Source organism: Dorea formicigenerans (assembly GCF_025150245.1).
Classification (GTDB): Bacteria; Bacillota; Clostridia; order Lachnospirales; family Lachnospiraceae; genus Dorea; species Dorea formicigenerans.
The window spans coordinates 1,191,534-1,209,398 of record NZ_CP102279.1; the positions used below are offsets into that span (position 1 = coordinate 1,191,534).

The following is a 17,865-nucleotide window of genomic DNA, read 5'->3' on the forward strand; positions in this document are numbered from 1 at the left end:
TCCTCTCTTAATAAATGGAACTTAAAAGACATAAATGGAGTTTGAAAGGCATAAATGGAGTTTGAAAGGCATAAATGGAGCTTAAAAGGCATAAATGGAGCTTAAAAGGCAGCAGGAGGGATTATGTACGATTATATTATTGTAGGGTCTGGGCTTTATGGAGCAATCTTTGCCCATGAGGTTATGAAGGCAGGAAAGAGCTGCCTCGTTGTAGAGAGGCGTTCGCATATCGGTGGAAACATTTATACAAAAGAGATGGAAGGAATCCAGGTGCATCAGTATGGGGCACATATTTTCCACACAAGTAATAAAGAGGTGTGGGATTACATTGGACAGTTTGCAACATTTAACCGTTATACGAACTGCCCGGTGGCATATTATAAAGGCCAGATGTACAATATGCCGTTCAATATGAATACATTTCATAAGATCTGGGGTGTGATCACACCGGCAGAGGCGAAGGCTAAGATTGAGGAACAGGTGAAGGAATATGGCGTGAAGGAGCCGAAGAACCTGGAAGAGCAGGCAATCAGCCTGGTTGGAAAAGATATTTATGAGATCCTGGTCAAGGGGTACACTGAGAAGCAGTGGGGAAGGCGTGCGACAGAGCTGCCGCCGGAGATCATTAAGAGACTGCCGGTCCGCCTGACTTATGATAACAATTATTTTAATGACCTTTATCAGGGGATTCCGGTGGGAGGCTACACGCAGATCATTGAGAAGATGCTGGAAGGCGCGGAGGTCCGTTTGAATGTGGATTATCTGAAAGAAAAAGAAAATCTTCGCCCACTCGGTAAAAAAGTAGTGTATACTGGACCTGTAGATGCATATTTTGACTATTGTTTTGGTGAATTAGAATATCGTACGGTCCGTTTTGAGACAGAGATTCTGGATACAGACAATTATCAGGGAAATGCGGTGGTCAATTATACAGAGTATGAAGTTCCATATACAAGAATCATTGAGCATAAGCATTTTGAATTTGGAACCCAGGAGAAGACCGTTATTTCCAGAGAGTATCCGGTGACATGGAAGAAAGGGGACGAACCTTATTATCCGGTCAATGATGAGAAGAATACAGCACTTTATGCAAAATACAAAGAGCTGGCAGAGAAGGAAGAGAACGTAATCTTTGGAGGACGTCTGGGACTTTACCGTTATATGGATATGCATCATGTAGTGGATGCGGCGTTACAGGCTGTAAGAGAAGAAATGAAATAAATGATAACGAGGTTAAAAACCGGGTATCATCAAAGGAAGATAATGAATGTAAAGAAGGAGAAAGTATTATGAAATGGAAGCAGTTTCGTTTAAAAACAACGACACAGGCGGAGGATATTGTGAGCAGTATGCTGGCAGATCTTGGAATTGAAGGTGTGCAGATTGAGGACAAGATCCCGCTTACAGAACAGGATAAGGAGCAGATGTTCGTGGATATTCTGCCGGATATCCCAGATGATGACGGAACAGCATATTTAACATTTTATCTGGATGAGGAAGAAGATGTGGCGCCGGTTCTTATGAACGTGAGAAAAGAACTGGAAGATATGCGTGCATTTCTTGATGTTGGGGAGTGTACTATTGAGGAATCTGAGACAGAAGATGTAGACTGGGTCAACAACTGGAAGCAGTACTTCCATCAATTCTATATAGACGACATTCTTGTAATCCCATCCTGGGAAAAAGTAAAGCCGGAGGACAGCGACAAGATGGTCATTCACATTGATCCGGGTACCGCATTTGGAACAGGTATGCATGAGACGACACAGCTTTGCATCCGGGCGTTGAAAAAATATGTGACATCCGAGACGGAGATTTTAGATGTTGGTTGTGGAAGCGGGATTCTTGGAATGCTGGCGCTTAAGTTCGGGGCAAAGCATTCTCTTGGAACAGATCTTGATCCATGTGCCATTGATGCAACTCACGAGAATATGGAAGTGAATGGGATCCGCAAGGATCAGTATGAGGTCATGATCGGAAACATCATTGACGATAAGGCTGTTCAGGATGCGGTTGGATATGAAAAATATGATATTGTAGCAGCAAATATTTTGGCAGATGTCCTTGTTCCGCTGACGCCGGTCATCATTCATCAGATGAAGCCTGGGGCTGTATATATTACAAGTGGAATTATCGAAGATAAAGAAAATGTTGTAGTAGAAGCTGTGAAGGCTGCCGGACTGGAAGTTCTGGAAGTGAATCACCAGGGCGAGTGGGTATCTGTTGTAGCAAGAAAGAATGCCTAGAGGAGTAAAGAGAAAATGCAGCATTTTTTTGTAGATGCCTCTCAAGTATCGGAAGAAACAATCCGGATCGAAGGCACTGATGTGAATCATATGAAAAATGTGCTCCGTATGCGGATTGGTGAGGAAGTGACGGTCAGTGACGGTCAGGGAAAAGAATATCTCTGCCAGGTTCGGGATTTTGAAGAGGAGCAGGTGCAGTTGAAAATCGTAGAGACGAAAGCTTCAGATGCGGAACTCCCATCAAAGATCTATCTGTTTCAGGGTCTCCCGAAGCAGGAGAAGATGGAATTGATCGTGCAGAAATGTGTGGAGCTTGGGATTTATGCGGTAGTCCCGGTCTCCATGAAGCGGTGTGTGGTGAAGCTGGATGCGAAAAAAGGGGCGAAGAAAGTGGAGCGTTGGAATACAATTGCAGCCAGCGCAGCCAAACAGTCCGGGCGGGGAATCGTGCCGGAAGTGACGTCTGTGAAGACTTATAAGGAAGCCCTTGAGATGGCAAAAGATTTGGATGTTGTATTGGTGCCTTATGAGTGTGCAGAAGGTATGGAACACACAAAGGAACTGATACAGTCTATAAAGCCGGGACAGTCTGTTGGAATATTTATCGGACCGGAAGGCGGATTTGATCCGGATGAGATTGCGCTTGCATGTGAGATGGGCGGTCAGGTCATAACTCTCGGAAAACGTATTTTACGGACAGAGACAGCGGGACTTGCGCTATTGTCTGTGCTGATGTTTCAACTGGAGCAAGTTACATATTAAATTGCAAGGACATATATTGATGATAAGAAGAGACAGTGAACAACTGTTATTGGAAAAAAGGAAACAGGAAGTGAGATAGAATGAAGGAAGTATATCTGGACAATTCTGCTACGACGAGAGCATACCCGGAAGTGGGAGATCTGGTCCGTAAGGTATTGTGTGAAGATTATGGAAATCCATCTTCCATGCACCGTAAGGGCGTGGAGGCTGAAAAATATATAAAAGAAGCGAAAGAGACATTTGCAAAGCTTTTAAAGGTGCAGGAGAAAGAAATCTTTTTCACGTCCGGAGGTACGGAAAGTGATAATCTGGCATTGATCGGGGCAGCAAAAGCGAATCGAAGAGCAGGAAATCATCTGATCGCATCCGGAATTGAGCATCCGGCGATCATTAATACGATGCGCTATCTGGAAGAGGAAGGATTTCGTGTTACATTTCTTCCGGTGGACCGCTTTGGAAGAATCAGTCTGGATGCACTGAAGGATGCACTCTGTGAAGACACGATCCTTGTATCTGTGATGTATGTGAATAATGAGGTGGGATCCGTACAGCCGATCCAGGAGGCTGCCAGCATGGTAAAAGCGTATAACAAGAACATTTTGTTCCATGTGGATGCCGTGCAGGGATTTGGAAAGTATCACATTTACCCGAAGCGCCTGAAGGTGGATATGTGTTCCATCAGTGGACATAAGATTCATGGACCAAAAGGAATTGGAGTGCTTTATATTGATGAACATGTGAAGATAAAACCAATCGTATTTGGCGGTGAACAACAGAAAAATGTCCGTTCCGGTACGGAAAATGTACCTGGAATTGCAGGAATTGGTCTTGCTGCGAAGATGATTTATGAAAATCTGGATGAAAAAGTTGCAGCGATGCGTGCGATGAAGAAGCATTTTATTGAAGGCGTGAAGCAGATCCCGGATACGACCATCCATGGCCTTTATGATGAGACCAGTGCGCCACACATTATCAGTGTTGGATTTGCGGGAATCCGAAGCGAGGTTCTTCTGCATGCGCTGGAAGATAAAGGCATCTATGTATCCAGTGGTTCTGCATGTGCTTCCAACCATCCGCAGATCAGTGGCGTGTTAAAAGGAATCGGAGCCGGTCAGCAGTTTTTGGATGCAACGCTTAGATTCAGTCTTTCTGAGTTTAATACGATGGAAGAGATTGACTATACATTAGATACTCTGTATAATATAGTACCGATGCTTAGAAAATATACCAGACATTAGAGATAAATGAGGAGAAGATCGATGAGATTTCATACATTTTTATTGAAATACGGGGAGATTGGTATCAAAGGAAAGAACCGTTATCTTTTTGAAGATGCTCTTGTAAGACAGGTGCGTTATGCGTTAAAGGATGTAGACGGGAACTTTGATGTCCACAAATCCCAGGCAAGAATCTATGTGGACTGTGAGGGTGATTATGATTACGAGGATACGGTGGAACATTTGAAAAGAGTGTTCGGACTGGTCGGAATCTGCCCGGTTGTCCGTATGGAGGATAAAGGTTTCGAGGAATTGAAAAAAGACGTGGTAGCTTATATGGCAGAGATGTATCCGGACCGCAACTTTACATTTAAGGTAGAGTCACGCCGTGCCAGAAAGTCATATCCGAAGAACTCTATGGAAATAAGCCGTGACCTTGGAGAGGCGATTCTCTATGCGTTCCCGGAAATCAAAGTAGACGTACATCACCCGGATGTACTGGTAAATGTAGAAGTGAGAAATGAAATCTATGTTTATTCTGAGATTATTCCAGGAGCAGGCGGAATGCCGGTGGGAACCAATGGAAACGCTATGCTTCTGTTATCCGGTGGGATTGACAGCCCGGTCGCAGGCTATATGGTATCCAAACGAGGAGTTGGTCTTGAGGCAACTTATTTCCATGCACCGCCGTACACAAGTGAGCGTGCAAAGCAAAAAGTTGTTGATCTTGCGAAGATTGTGGCAAGATATTCCGGACCGATCAAATTACATGTTGTGAACTTTACAGATATTCAGTTGTATATTTATGACAAATGCCCGCATGACGAGCTGACTATTATTATGCGCCGCTATATGATGCGTATTGCGGAAGAATTCGCAAGACGTGATGGATGCCTTGGACTGGTGACGGGAGAGAGTATCGGACAGGTGGCAAGTCAGACTATGCAGAGCCTGGCTGCAACGAATGATGTATGTACGATGCCGGTATATCGTCCGCTGATCGGATTTGATAAGCAGGACATTGTAGATGTGGCAGAGAAGATCGATACTTACGAGACCTCCATTCTTCCATTTGAGGATTGCTGTACCATTTTCGTGGCAAAGCATCCGGTCACAAAGCCGAATATCGAGGTTATCCGCCGTTCTGAGGAGAATCTGGCAGAGAAGATCGATGAACTTATGCAGACAGCGTTAGATACAGCAGAGATCATTGAAGTGAAATAGAAAAAGTGAAATAAAAAGGGGCAGCCCTTCGAAAGGAAGAACTGCCCTGTTATCTTTGCTGCTTTGTTTTTGATATATGCTTTTGGGCCTGAATCCTACTTAGGATCTTCGCTTACGATATAAGGCTTGATCGCTTCAAGAATAGGACCCATCTCAGAATCTGTTGCGTGGATATTCAGAGTTGTTGGCTCATTCAGATCCAGACTGAAGATTCCCATAACAGACTTAGCGTCTACGATATATCTTCCGGAAACAAGATCAAAGTCGTTGTCGAATTGTTCAAGCTCGTGAGAAAAAGAGTTCACCTTTTGGATTGAATTTAAATAAACCTGTACAGTTTTCATTGTACGTTACCTCCTTATTTATCATACTTCTATCATCTCTATCTTAAAAGTATGACAGATAAAAGTCAAGAAACAAATTACCAAATATTTTGAAAGGAATGTGTAAAATGAAAAAGAAAGCTGCGCTCCATAATCTGGGCTGCAAAGTAAATGCATATGAGACAGAGGCTATGCAGGAGCTTCTGGAGCAGAATGGATATGAGATCGTGCCATTTAAAGAAGGGGCAGATGTCTATATTATCAATACATGTACAGTCACCAATATTGCAGACCGCAAATCCCGGCAGATGCTTCATAAAGCACGGAAAATGAACCCGGATGCGGTAGTTGTGGCGACAGGCTGTTATGTGCAGGCAAGAGGAGAAGATATCGACCCTTGTGTGGACATCGTGGTTGGAAATAATAAAAAGAAAGACCTGATCGCGATTCTGGACGAGTATTACAATGCTCAGCATAAAGTAAAAAAAGAGCTGCTTGATATCAACCATGAGAAAGAATATGAGGAGATGCAGGTCACCCATACAGCAGAGCATACCCGCGCGTATATCAAGGTCCAGGATGGGTGCAATCAGTTCTGTTCTTACTGCATCATTCCGTATGCGAGAGGACGTGTCAGAAGCCGTAACCTGGAACATGTATTAGAAGAGGTGCGGACACTGGCTGCTTCCGGATATAAAGAAGTTGTGCTGACAGGAATCCATCTGAGCTCTTATGGAATTGATACCGGGGAGAGCCTTCTGGAACTGATCCAGAAAGTACATGAAATTGACGGTATTAAAAGAATCCGGCTTGGATCTCTGGAGCCGAGGATCATTACAGAAGAATTTGCTTCCAGTATTGCTGCACTTCCGAAGATGTGTCCGCATTTTCATCTGTCATTACAGAGTGGCTGCAATGCGACCCTGAGGCGTATGAATCGTCGTTACAGTGCAGAAGAATATATGGAAAAATGTGACCTTTTGCGTAAATATTTCCACAATCCGGCACTGACAACAGATGTGATTGTAGGATTTCCGGGGGAGACACAGGAAGAGTTTGCCGAGTCCATGGATTTTGTAGACCGCGTGAATTTCTATGAGACACATATTTTCAAATATTCCAGAAGAGCAGGAACGAAAGCAGCCGTGATGCCGGACCAGATTCCGGAGGAAATAAAAAGTGAGCGAAGCGCGAAAATGATCGAGCTTGGCCATAGAAAACAGAAAGCTTATGAGGAAAGACTCCTTGGAACGACACAGGAAGTGCTGATGGAAGAGGCAGTTGAGACGGAAGACGGCATTTACCAGGTCGGGCATACGAAAGAATATGTTAAAATTGGTTTAAAAACAGAAGAAAATCTATCAAATCAACTGAAAAATGTTAAAATCGAAGATACAAAGCAAATAATTCATTGAATTTTGACAAATGATAGGTTAGAATAAGATTGAAGAAATGTAATTATGAAGATGTGAGAATAATTGCAAAGTAATGTGAAGGACGTGAGTAGTATGAAAGAATTAAGCAATACGCAATTTTTTCAGGTAGAGAGTGCACCACAGATTCAGGCAAAAGATATTCTTGAAATTGTGTACAAGGCTCTTGTGGAAAAAGGGTATAATCCGGTGAACCAGATCGTAGGTTATATCATGTCAGGTGATCCGACTTATATTACCAGTTACAATGGTGCCCGCAGTCTGATTATGAAGATGGAACGGGATGAGCTGGTTGAAGAGATGTTCAAGACGTATATTGAGCATAATAAGTGGGGATAATATATATGAGGATTATGGGACTGGACTACGGCTCGCGTACAGTCGGGGTGGCTGTCAGTGATCCTTTGGGGATAACTGCGCAGGCTGTAGAGACTATATGCCGTAAGGACGAGAACAAGCTTCGGAAGACATGTGCCCGCATCGAGGAATTGGTGGCAGAGTATGAAGTTGAGAAGATTGTGCTCGGACTTCCGAAGCATATGAACAATGATATTGGAGATCGGGCGGAAAAATCTATGCAATTTGGTGAGATGATCGGACGACGGACCGGCCTTGAGGTCGTGATGTGGGATGAGCGTCTGACTACTGTTTCGGCAGAGCGGACTTTAATCGAGAATAAGGTAAGAAGAGAAGACCGCAAGAAGTATATTGACCAGATTGCGGCTGTTTTTATATTGCAGGGATACCTGGACTCCGCACACCTGAATAAAGAAGGGTAGAAGATTTATGGAAAAGATTACATTTGCGTCTGCAGATTCACAGGAAAATGAAGAGTTTTTTGTGTTGGAGCAGACAAAGTTAAATGGAGTATCTTATATTCTTGTCACGGATTCGGAAGAAGACGATGCAGAATGTTGGATTTTAAAAGACACGTCACCGGAGGAATCATCCGAGGCAATCTATGAGTTTGTGGAAGATGAAAAAGAACTGAATGGGATAATGGGAGTTTTTGAAGAACTTCTGGAAGATGTGGAAATTGAAAGGTAATGAATTATGTCAGTCAGTCAGGAGAGTTTTAAGAAAAAGTTAAAAGAAAAAGGGCTTAAAGTGACGAATCAGAGACTGCTTGTGCTGCAGGTTCTTGCAGAGAATAAGGACAGACATCTGACTGCTGAAGATATCTATGAGCTCGTAAAAGAAGATTACCCGGAGATCGGGCTGGCAACCATTTACCGAACAGTGCAGTTGTTACTGGAAATGCAATTGGTGGATCGTATTAATCTGGATGATGGATGTGTTCGTTATGAGATCGGGGAGACGCTGGATGGCACAGGAAAGCACCATCATCACCATCTGATATGTAAAACATGTGGAAAAGTACTGCCTTTTAAAGACGACCTGTTGGATGAACTGGAGCGGCATATAGAGGAAGAGACAGGATTTCATGTGTTAGACCACGAATTAAAGTTCTACGGACAGTGCAGTGAATGTAGAAAGAAACAGAAATAGACCCTTTGTTACACTGGGGGTCTGTAATTACGTGGAGGTGTAAACTTGAAAAAAGAGAATATTGGAAGTATGCGTATCATTCCACTCGGGGGACTCGAGAAAATCGGAATGAACATTACTGCCTTCGAGTACGAAGACAGTATTATTGTTGTGGATTGTGGATTGGCATTCCCAGAGGACGGTATGCTTGGAATTGACCTTGTTATTCCAGATGTGACATACCTGAAAAACAATATTGAGAAAGTAAAAGGATTTGTTATCACACATGGTCATGAGGACCATATTGGAGCATTAAGCTACATTTTACGGGAGATCAATATCCCAATCTATGCAACAAAGCTTACGATGGGTATTATAGAGAAGAAGCTGACAGAGCACAATCTGCTTCGCTCAACGAGAAGAAAAGTAGTAAAACATGGACAGTCTATCAACCTTGGACAGTTCAGGATAGAATTTATTAAGACGAACCACAGTATCCAGGATGCAGCAGCACTTGCAATCTATTCCCCGGCAGGAATTGTTGTGCATACAGGAGACTTTAAGGTAGATTATACACCAGTCTTTGGAGATGCTATCGATCTTCAGAGATTTGCAGAGATTGGAAAAAAAGGAGTACTGGCACTTTTGTCAGACAGTACCAATGCAGAACGAAAAGGCTTTACACAGTCTGAACGTACGGTAGGTATTACCTTTGATCATATATTTGCAGAACATCAGAATACAAGAATCATCATTGCGACATTTGCGTCTAATGTAGATCGTGTACAGCAGATCATCAACTCAGCGTGCAAGTATGACCGTAAGGTTGTGGTAGAAGGACGCAGTATGGTGAATATCATTCAGGTAGCACAGGAACTTGGATACTTGAATGTTCCGGAGAACACGATGATCGAGATTGACCAGCTTAAGAATTATCCGCCGGAGAAGACGGTTCTGATTACGACCGGAAGCCAGGGTGAGTCTATGGCGGCTCTTTCCAGAATGGCGGCAGACATTCACAAGAAGGTAACGATCATGCCAGGCGATACAGTTATTTTAAGCTCTAACCCGATCCCTGGAAATGAGAAATCCGTATCCAGAGTTATCAATGAGCTGTCTGAGAAAGGTGCAAATGTTATCTTTCAGGATGCTCATGTATCCGGACATGCGTGTCAGGAAGAATTAAAGCTGATTTATTCACTGGTCAAACCAAAGTATGCAGTACCGGTACATGGTGAGTACCGTCACAGAAAGGCAAATGCGAACCTGGCAAAATCTCTTGGAATTCCAAAAGAGAATGTCTTCATGCTTCATTCCGGAGATGTACTGGAAGTCAGTGAACAAGAGGCAAAAGTCGTAGATAAAGTCCATACGGGAGAGATTCTTGTAGACGGACTTGGTGTCGGTGATGTGGGAAATATCGTACTTCGAGACAGACAGCATCTGGCAGAGGACGGAATTATGATCGTAGTCCTGACGTTAGAGCGCGGAAGCAACCAGCTCCTGGCAGGACCGGATATTGTGTCCCGTGGATTTGTCTATGTTCGTGAGTCAGAAGATCTTATGGAAGAGGCAAGACAAGTCGTAACTGACGCAGTAGAAGATTGCCTGAATCATCAGAGAAATGCTGACTGGAGCAAGATAAAATTAGTGATCCGCGATACAATGAACGAATTTATCTGGAAAAAAACAAAACGTCGTCCGATGATTTTGCCGATTATTATGGATGTATAAAGTGACATTTATTTAAAAGGGGACGTAGTACTTTGAAGAAGTGCTACGTCCCCAATTGCGAAGAGGGGTGTCTCCAATTGCGAGGTGGGGTGTCCCTGATTGAGGAGAGAGGTGGTTGTAAATGATCGTAGATGAGCGGATGGTGACTTATATCCGGTCGCTGGAGGTGCCGGAAAGCGCGGTAATTGAAGCGATTGAGCAGGAAGCTTTAAGAGACCGTGTGCCGATTATCCGGAAGGAAATGCAGAGTTTTCTGAAGGTTTTGCTGATGATCAAAAGACCGATGCGGATTTTGGAAGTAGGAGCTGCGGTTGGTTTTTCGTCAATTCTTATGAGTGAATATATGCCGGAAGGCGGGCATATTACAACAATAGAAAATTATGATAAACGAATTCCGATAGCCCGGGCGAATTTTAAACGGGCAGGGAAGGAAGCGCAGATTGATTTGATTGAGGGAGATGCCCTGGAAGTGATGCATGGCCTGGAAGGGCCGTATGACCTGATATTTGTGGATGCGGCAAAAGGGCAGTACATTCATTACCTTCCGGAAGTTATGCGGCTTCTTGGGACAGATGGAGTGCTTGTGTCAGATAATGTGCTGCAGGAAGGTGATATTATTGAGTCCAGATTTGCGGTGGAGCGCAGGAACCGGACTATTCACAGCCGTATGCGGGAGTATCTCTATGAGTTAAAGCATCATGATCAGTTACAGACATCGATTATTCCACTGGGAGACGGCGTGGCATTGAGTGTAAAGCGCAGTGATATTTAAATAGTGATAGATATTTAAGCAGTGATATTTAAGAAGAATAGAAAGTTAATAAAAAGAGAAGGAGAAGAGAAGTATGAGTCAGAAACGTCCGGAATTATTAATCCCGGCCAGCAGTCTGGAAGTATTGAAGACTGCGGTTATGTTTGGTGCAGATGCAGTATATATTGGTGGCGAAGCATTTGGGCTTCGTGCGAAAGCAAAGAATTTTTCCATGGAAGATATGAAGAAGGGTGTGGAATTTGCGCATGCACATGGTGTAAAAGTACATGTGACGGTCAATATTCTTGCGCATAATGATGATCTTCCGGGAGTAGAAGAGTATCTGAAAGAATTAAAAGAAGTTGGACCGGATGCGCTTATTATCGCAGATCCCGGTGTGTTTGAGCTGGCAAAGGAGATCTGCCCAGAGATTCAGCGCCACGTCAGCACGCAGGCGAATAACACGAACTATGCGACCTATCAGTTCTGGTGGAAGCAGGGAGCTTCCCGCGTAGTGTCTGCCCGAGAATTATCCTTGAGAGAAATCAAAGAAATCCGTGAGAGGATCCCGGCTGAGATGGAGATTGAAAGCTTTATTCACGGAGCAATGTGTATATCATATTCCGGAAGATGTCTGCTTAGTAATTTCTTTACCGGTCGTGACGCAAATCAGGGAGCATGCACGCATCCGTGCCGCTGGAAATATTCCATCGTGGAAGAGACGAGACCGGGAGAGTATATGCCTGTCTATGAAAATGAGCGTGGAACATACATTTTCAACTCAAAAGACTTATGCATGATCGAGCATATTCCGGAAATGATCGATGCCGGAATCGACAGCTTTAAAATTGAAGGGCGTATGAAAACGGCTCTTTATGTTGCAACAGTTGCAAGAACTTATCGCAAAGCGATAGATGACTATCTGGAAGATCCACAGAAATACAGAGATAACATGCCTTGGTATCTGGATCAGATATCTAACTGCACATATCGTCAGTTCACTACAGGATTCTACTTTGGAAAACCAACCGAAGAGAGCCAGATCTATGACAGCAATACTTATGTAAAAGAATATACTTATCTTGGAATTGTAGGAGAAATCTGTGACGGGCGCTGCAAGATTGAGCAACGTAACAAATTCTCAGTCGGTGAGACAATTGAGATTATGAAACCGGATGGAGAAAATGTAGAAGTCACAGTCAAACGGATTATCAACGAAGAAGGTGAAGACCAGGAGAGTGCACCACATTCTAAACAAGTGCTCTATATTGAGTTAGAAGGCGGTCAGGCAAGCCCATATGATATTTTGCGCAGGCAGGAGCCAGAAGTTCAGTAAGGCGGTAAATGAGAACTTGTTGCATAGAATATCATGAATTTCATTTCTTGTGTAATAAAAAAGATGCGCTGGCGTTATATAAGGTAATAATTTTATAATCAAACTGCTATAAAAGGTACTATATTCTGTTGATATAGTACCTTTTTTATATTACAATATAATATAGGTACAGGTAATATATGTAATATAATAATCAAATAGATTGTAAAGGAGCTATTGATTATGAACTATGTAAAAATATATACAAAGACATACAGAGATAACTCAGCTAGATACATAGAGTTACCTTCTTTATTGATAGAACAAGATGGTGAAACAAAAGTATTTGAGCAATTACTTAAATATCAAATCAAATATAGCCACAAGAGTAAAACTTGGCATAATAAGCTAATTCAATCTGTCAGCTTGTTATTTGATTACATGAATGCCAATCCCAACAACTATGTATCTGCTAAAGACTTCTTTGAACTGTTTGCAGAAGCGATATATTCAGGCACTATCGATGAAGAAGGGAATGATCCTTCGGGTTTATACTGGCTTCCCAAAAAAGCGCAGACAGCTAATACCCTACTATCATCATTAAGTGACTTTTCGGACTGGCTGTATATCAACTACAAGACGGAGCAGCTTAATCCTTGGAGAGAAGCCACAAGGTATGAGGAACGTCTTAAATATATGGCTCTGATCAACAGAAGTGAGCGCTCATTCTTGGGACACCTTGATGATATCCATGACATTTCTGAAACGGCTAAAACAGTAAGAAATGTTGTTACCCACAAAAACCCTTATGCGGTGAGAAATGGCACAAAGGCTTTTCCAGAGGACAAGATAGAAAAGCTGCTCAGAGAAGGCTTCAAGAAAACACGCAAGGGCTATGAATTAGATCTGATAGATGGTTATAACTGGAGAGATATAGCAATCACTATACTCATGCATTACGGAGGGCTGCGTCATAGTGAGCCTTTTCATTTGTGGGTGCAGGATGTCATCCCTGATCCAGAAGATCCGGACATGGCAATAGTAAGGATTTATCATCCATCAGAGGGGAAAGCTCCTCATGATTTCAAAAATCCAAGCACCGGTAAATATGTAACAGACAGAGCATCATACCTGAAATTGAAATATGGTCTTATACCACGCAATCAGTACGCTTCTTCCAACAAGAGGTTTGCAGGATGGAAGAATCCAAGACTTGATGATGAAGACAATATGTATATGAACGTATATTGGTTTCCAAGAGAAGCAGGCTATGTATTTATGTATGTATGGAAAAAATATTTACAGCAACGAATCAGATATGGCATTAAAGACACTCATCCATTTGCTTTTGTGTCATTTGATCCAAGATATCTGGGGGAAATGATGCCTCCACGAACGCAGACAGAGGCTCACAACAAGGCTTGTGAAAGCATAGGCCTTGAAATATCAAAGTTTAACGGCACTACTAATCATGGTCACAGACATGCTTATGGACAAAGAATGAAGAATGCAGGCATTGATAAGAAAGTCAGGCAAGTAGCTATGCACCATAAATCAGAAGAGTCACAAAATGTATATACAGAACCAACTGTCACAGAGGTTACAAATGCATTAAGTTTGGCAACATACTCATTAAATAAAGGAATTGCATTACCTATGAAATCAGAAATAAGTTCATGGTATGAAGAAGAAAAGAAACTCGCAAAGAAATATATGATGAGGAAGAAGTAATATGGCATACGATAATAAAACAAAATATAACGTTATTAAAGAAATCTGTAATGGGAAATCTTCTATGGATATCGAACGAGAATATAATATTCGTCCAACTACAGCAATAAATTGGCTCCGTTCCTTTGTTGAAAATGGTCCATTTGATGATAAAGAACTTACACCAAAGGAAACAGCTAAATTTGAAAAACTACGGGAAGTAGCACGAAAACGAGAACTTGAAATGCGCTTGCATGGAACTACTACTAGTGAAAGTTATGAATGGCTTTTAGCATATGATCCAAACCTCGTAGAATGGAAAGAATATGCAGAGGAATGGATAAAGACTGTTGTGCGAGGAAAAGATGCTGCGTTAAAATCATTATCAATCTTCTTCAAGAAATACATCATCGGGCAAGATTTAACACGCACTGTTCAAGAATTTGTTTCCGTTACTTATGAAACACCAGACTTTTATGAAATTATCTATTCTGAAAGAACCTCAGAAAAACATGCATTAGAAGAAGCAAAAAAACTCGTAGCTTTTATTGATTGGATTCTTGAAGAAAAGTTTTCAGTCGAAGATGATTATGGTAGGAAACTTATTCCTGCTGAATTCCACAACCCATTAACTCAATATCTACCAGACCATGTAGATACGTATAATAAAAGCGAATCAGATAAAAATGTACTTCCATACCGTTACATTAAAGAACTCCGTAATATGCTTGTTCCGTCTGATGCTACTTGTTTTAGAGATTTAACACTCGCACAGGAATTAACAGATTCATCAAAACGTGGTGGTGACTGGTATATCGTTGATAAAAGTATTATAGATGAAAATGATCCAGACTGTGTTTATAGGAAAAGAAAAGCATCACAATACAAAATCAAAAATAAAGGCTATAGCGAATATGTATATGAAATGTGGTGCCCTGCAAGAACAATCTGCCTTTTGACAAAGTTAATGCTGCCTATCCGAACATATCAGGCAAGAATGCTCGATGGTGGCGAAATGGATACTTATAAATACATTCAGACTGATAAGCATAATTATGGCGAGTGGATTAAAAATGACTCTCCTTTGTCGCAAGGAACAGATAGAAAGCCTTGTGAAAAAGGTGTTTTAAGAAAGTTTATTGATCCGACTACAAACCTTGAAATGACGGGCTTTTTTATTAACACCAATAAGACCGCAGATATCAATAAGAATGAAGCTGATAAGGGTTACAATATGCCTTGGCAGTATGAAGAAATGCAGTATTGGCTTGCAAAACTTAGAGACTGGCAGCAAAAATACAATCCTATCTCACAACCTACCAAATGGACTGAATTAACAGCTACACAGCTTGGTTCTGCAAAAGATATAAAGATCCTAAAGGCTATGGGAAATGCAACATTTCTTTTTAGAAACGCAACCGAAATAGACAATCGTCTTCCATTAGGTAAAAATTCAATAGAACCATTATGGTACAAACTCCTTCACTGTCTGGAACAAAAAGTAAATCATACAGCCACTAATGATGCTGAAAAGAATCTAAAATTTGTTCATGAACATTCAGATAAAGCTACATACTATCCTTTGCACTCTCTTAGAGTATCGATCATCACAGCATTCGCCCTCGAAGGTGGTGTGCCTATGCCTGTACTTTCAAAGTGTATTGCAGGTCATGCTAGACTTGTTATGACACTTTACTACACAAAAATGGGAATATCATATGTAACTGATACCATGAAAAAAGCAGATACCGAGATTTTGAAACAAGAACAGAAATCATTTGAACGGTTTATTAAAGATGCAAAGTATAAACAGTTAGAAAGTGGTACTGCTGTTAATGATATGGCGGCTTATGATGCCGTATTAAATGCTCAGAAGTCAAAAGCTAGCATTGTCATGTCTGATAAGGGAATCTGTCCTAAAGGTTGTTTTGGATGTGATACAGGCGGTACATACATTAATGATGATACTGATAAAGTAACTCATGGTGTTGTTCAGGGCTATCCTGCTCATAACTGCGTTCGTTGCAGGTGGTTTATTACTGGACCTGCTTTCTTACCAGGATTAGTCAATCACTTTAATGTATTAAGCTATGATATGGCTGAAACGGCTAAAAGAATAACTAAATTTCAATCAGAGACAGAATTACTTGAAAACAGAAAATATGATGCTGAACAATGTGGTGGAATATTTGAACAGTATGAAGAATTGTTAAAGTATGAACAGCTTTTGCAGGCAGAACTTCAAAAGGGTGATGATATAGCCAACAATATGAATGCTACCTTAAGACTTATTGATAAAAGTCAAAAGATTTCAAAGAACGTTGATAATGATACTTCTAACAAAGCACAGCTTGTACCTGTTGGAACCGTTCAAGACGTAGGATTTTTACTTGAATCCGAAGCAGATGAAATGTATCAGCTTCAATCAATATGTAACGGAGCTGAATTGTTCCCTGAAACAGATGCAAGCAAGGCATTGCTTAAAAGATCACAGATAATCGACCTCGCCCTAATGTTCAATCAAAAACAACCTGTAATGTTTTCGTTATCTGAGGACGAACAGCTACTTGCAGGAAATCAGTTTATGAGACTACTTATTCAAAGAGCCGGAAGTCTTAAGAAGGCTATTCCTTATGCAATCGGCAGAAAGAAACTTGAAGAAATAGGAATCTACAATGAATTTACAGAAGAATTAAAAGGAATAGAATGTGCTTCTCACAACGCACTCCTTACCGATAATTCTGTAAGTTAAGTTTAAAGAGGTGACAAAATGAGTAATATTCAACCAGACGATTTATATAATCAGTTATGCGAAAATGCTTCAACTAGGAAGAAGAAAACACTTGCGCTTGTTCATGAAGTATGCAAAAAGCAATCGGAGGCAGAAGTGAAAGACTTTTCATTAGGCACTATTGCTGCTCTTATGTCTGATAAAGGTGGATTAAGCGAACAGGCTTTACGAAACAAGAATGCAGAGCCGTACAGACTCCTTATCAACAATTGGGCTGAGTATTCCAATACAACGACAAAAAAGCCTAAAAAACAAACTACAACCACCATAAACGACGAAATACTTTCACAGATTTCCGAGCCAACCGTAAAAGCTTTGGTTGGTATGATTATGGCAGAAAATAGAAAGCTTAAAAACGAGAATAATCTACTTAAAAATCAAACTTGTATTACCGTAGATATGCGAAATCAGAAGAGCAATTCGTTAGCTAATAATGATGTAGTTGTTGTTTCGGCTATAGATGACTTGACAGAAACGGAAATTGAGGCATTAAAGGATGCTGTTTCAGACAAGTTTTTCAAAGAACGAGGTTGGACTACTGATGAGCAAGGCAGAGTTAAAGAAAAAGGATATCCAGTATATAAAGCTGGGTATGTCACTGCAATAAAAAAGATACTTGATGAGATATAAAGAGGAATGAATCTATGACCAGTAAACAAAAAAATCAAATACTTTACATACAAGAGCAAGCAGATGCTTTGTCAGCCGAAATATCCGAACTTATGCGTAATGGTGCAGATTTATCGCATAAACATTTAAATGAAATGATTCAACGAGGTCTATTTATTTCTATGGTTTGCGAAGAAATGTTAAATGAACAATAACAAAATAGCTGACAGTAGAATACTCTACTTTGTCAGCTATTTTAGTT

General features: G+C 41.3%; 18 protein-coding genes. 17 read left to right on the top strand and 1 reads right to left on the bottom strand.

What is annotated here, in order from left to right:
- The first annotated feature begins 123 nt into the window (after positions 1-123).
- The 5 genes from glf (at position 124) to thiI (ending at position 5,449) form a co-directional block, all read left to right on the top strand.
- Positions 124-1,221, top strand: a complete 1,098-nt coding sequence (gene glf, locus NQ560_RS05890; protein WP_005331696.1) for a UDP-galactopyranose mutase — start codon at positions 124-126, stop codon at positions 1,219-1,221.
- Between the two features lie 68 nt (positions 1,222-1,289).
- A complete protein-coding gene (gene prmA / locus NQ560_RS05895) occupies positions 1,290-2,246 on the top strand; it encodes a 50S ribosomal protein L11 methyltransferase (RefSeq protein WP_005331694.1) in 957 nt (318 codons plus the stop codon).
- A gap of 15 nt (positions 2,247-2,261) precedes the next feature.
- Positions 2,262-3,008, top strand: coding sequence for a 16S rRNA (uracil(1498)-N(3))-methyltransferase (locus tag NQ560_RS05900; protein ID WP_005331692.1), 747 nt, complete (start codon positions 2,262-2,264; stop codon positions 3,006-3,008).
- An 80-nt stretch (positions 3,009-3,088) separates the two neighbouring features.
- Positions 3,089-4,246, top strand: a complete 1,158-nt coding sequence (locus NQ560_RS05905) for a cysteine desulfurase family protein (RefSeq protein ID WP_005331690.1) — start codon at positions 3,089-3,091, stop codon at positions 4,244-4,246.
- 21 nt (positions 4,247-4,267) lie between these two features.
- A complete protein-coding gene (thiI, locus tag NQ560_RS05910; protein WP_005331688.1) occupies positions 4,268-5,449 on the top strand; it encodes a tRNA uracil 4-sulfurtransferase ThiI in 1,182 nt (393 codons plus the stop codon).
- 95 nt (positions 5,450-5,544) lie between these two features.
- Here thiI and NQ560_RS05915 read toward each other — a convergent pair whose 3' ends face one another.
- The gene (locus tag NQ560_RS05915) at positions 5,545-5,793 is read right to left on the bottom strand and encodes an HPr family phosphocarrier protein (protein WP_005331686.1); all 249 of its coding nucleotides are present in this window, start codon (positions 5,791-5,793) and stop codon (positions 5,545-5,547) included.
- A gap of 107 nt (positions 5,794-5,900) precedes the next feature.
- Here NQ560_RS05915 and mtaB point away from each other — a divergent pair, with 107 nt between their 5' ends.
- From mtaB to NQ560_RS05975, 12 genes are all read left to right on the top strand, one after another.
- The gene (mtaB, locus tag NQ560_RS05920) at positions 5,901-7,187 is read left to right on the top strand and encodes a tRNA (N(6)-L-threonylcarbamoyladenosine(37)-C(2))-methylthiotransferase MtaB (RefSeq protein WP_005331683.1); all 1,287 of its coding nucleotides are present in this window, start codon (positions 5,901-5,903) and stop codon (positions 7,185-7,187) included.
- Between the two features lie 93 nt (positions 7,188-7,280).
- Positions 7,281-7,544, top strand: coding sequence for an IreB family regulatory phosphoprotein (locus NQ560_RS05925; RefSeq protein WP_005331681.1), 264 nt, complete (start codon positions 7,281-7,283; stop codon positions 7,542-7,544).
- A gap of 5 nt (positions 7,545-7,549) precedes the next feature.
- Positions 7,550-7,984, top strand: a complete 435-nt coding sequence (gene ruvX, locus NQ560_RS05930; RefSeq protein ID WP_005331678.1) for a Holliday junction resolvase RuvX — start codon at positions 7,550-7,552, stop codon at positions 7,982-7,984.
- Between the two features lie 7 nt (positions 7,985-7,991).
- Positions 7,992-8,252: a DUF1292 domain-containing protein gene (locus tag NQ560_RS05935; RefSeq protein WP_005331675.1), complete on the top strand. Its 261-nt coding sequence runs from the start codon at positions 7,992-7,994 to the stop codon at positions 8,250-8,252.
- A gap of 6 nt (positions 8,253-8,258) precedes the next feature.
- Positions 8,259-8,714: a Fur family transcriptional regulator gene (locus NQ560_RS05940; protein ID WP_005331674.1), complete on the top strand. Its 456-nt coding sequence runs from the start codon at positions 8,259-8,261 to the stop codon at positions 8,712-8,714.
- A 45-nt stretch (positions 8,715-8,759) separates the two neighbouring features.
- Entirely contained in the window at positions 8,760-10,427 is a 1,668-nt protein-coding gene (locus tag NQ560_RS05945) for a ribonuclease J (RefSeq protein WP_040015345.1), read from the top strand.
- A 121-nt stretch (positions 10,428-10,548) separates the two neighbouring features.
- Positions 10,549-11,199 carry an O-methyltransferase gene (locus tag NQ560_RS05950; protein WP_005331672.1) on the top strand — a complete coding sequence of 217 codons (651 nt, stop codon included), beginning with the start codon at positions 10,549-10,551 and terminating at the stop codon, positions 11,197-11,199.
- Positions 11,200-11,272: 73 nt separating this feature from the next.
- Positions 11,273-12,514, top strand: a complete 1,242-nt coding sequence (locus tag NQ560_RS05955) for a peptidase U32 family protein (protein ID WP_005331671.1) — start codon at positions 11,273-11,275, stop codon at positions 12,512-12,514.
- A gap of 222 nt (positions 12,515-12,736) precedes the next feature.
- Complete coding sequence (gmtY, locus tag NQ560_RS05960; protein ID WP_005331670.1) at positions 12,737-14,224, top strand: gamma-mobile-trio recombinase GmtY; 1,488 nt, start codon at positions 12,737-12,739, stop codon at positions 14,222-14,224.
- Position 14,225: 1 nt separating this feature from the next.
- Complete coding sequence (gmtZ, locus tag NQ560_RS05965) at positions 14,226-16,955, top strand: gamma-mobile-trio integrase GmtZ (RefSeq protein WP_005331669.1); 2,730 nt, start codon at positions 14,226-14,228, stop codon at positions 16,953-16,955.
- 18 nt (positions 16,956-16,973) lie between these two features.
- Positions 16,974-17,624: a gamma-mobile-trio protein GmtX gene (gene gmtX, locus NQ560_RS05970; RefSeq protein ID WP_005331668.1), complete on the top strand. Its 651-nt coding sequence runs from the start codon at positions 16,974-16,976 to the stop codon at positions 17,622-17,624.
- Between the two features lie 14 nt (positions 17,625-17,638).
- On the top strand, positions 17,639-17,818 hold the full coding sequence (locus NQ560_RS05975) for a hypothetical protein (protein WP_005331667.1): 180 nt from the start codon (positions 17,639-17,641) through the stop codon (positions 17,816-17,818).
- Positions 17,819-17,865: the final 47 nt, after the last annotated feature.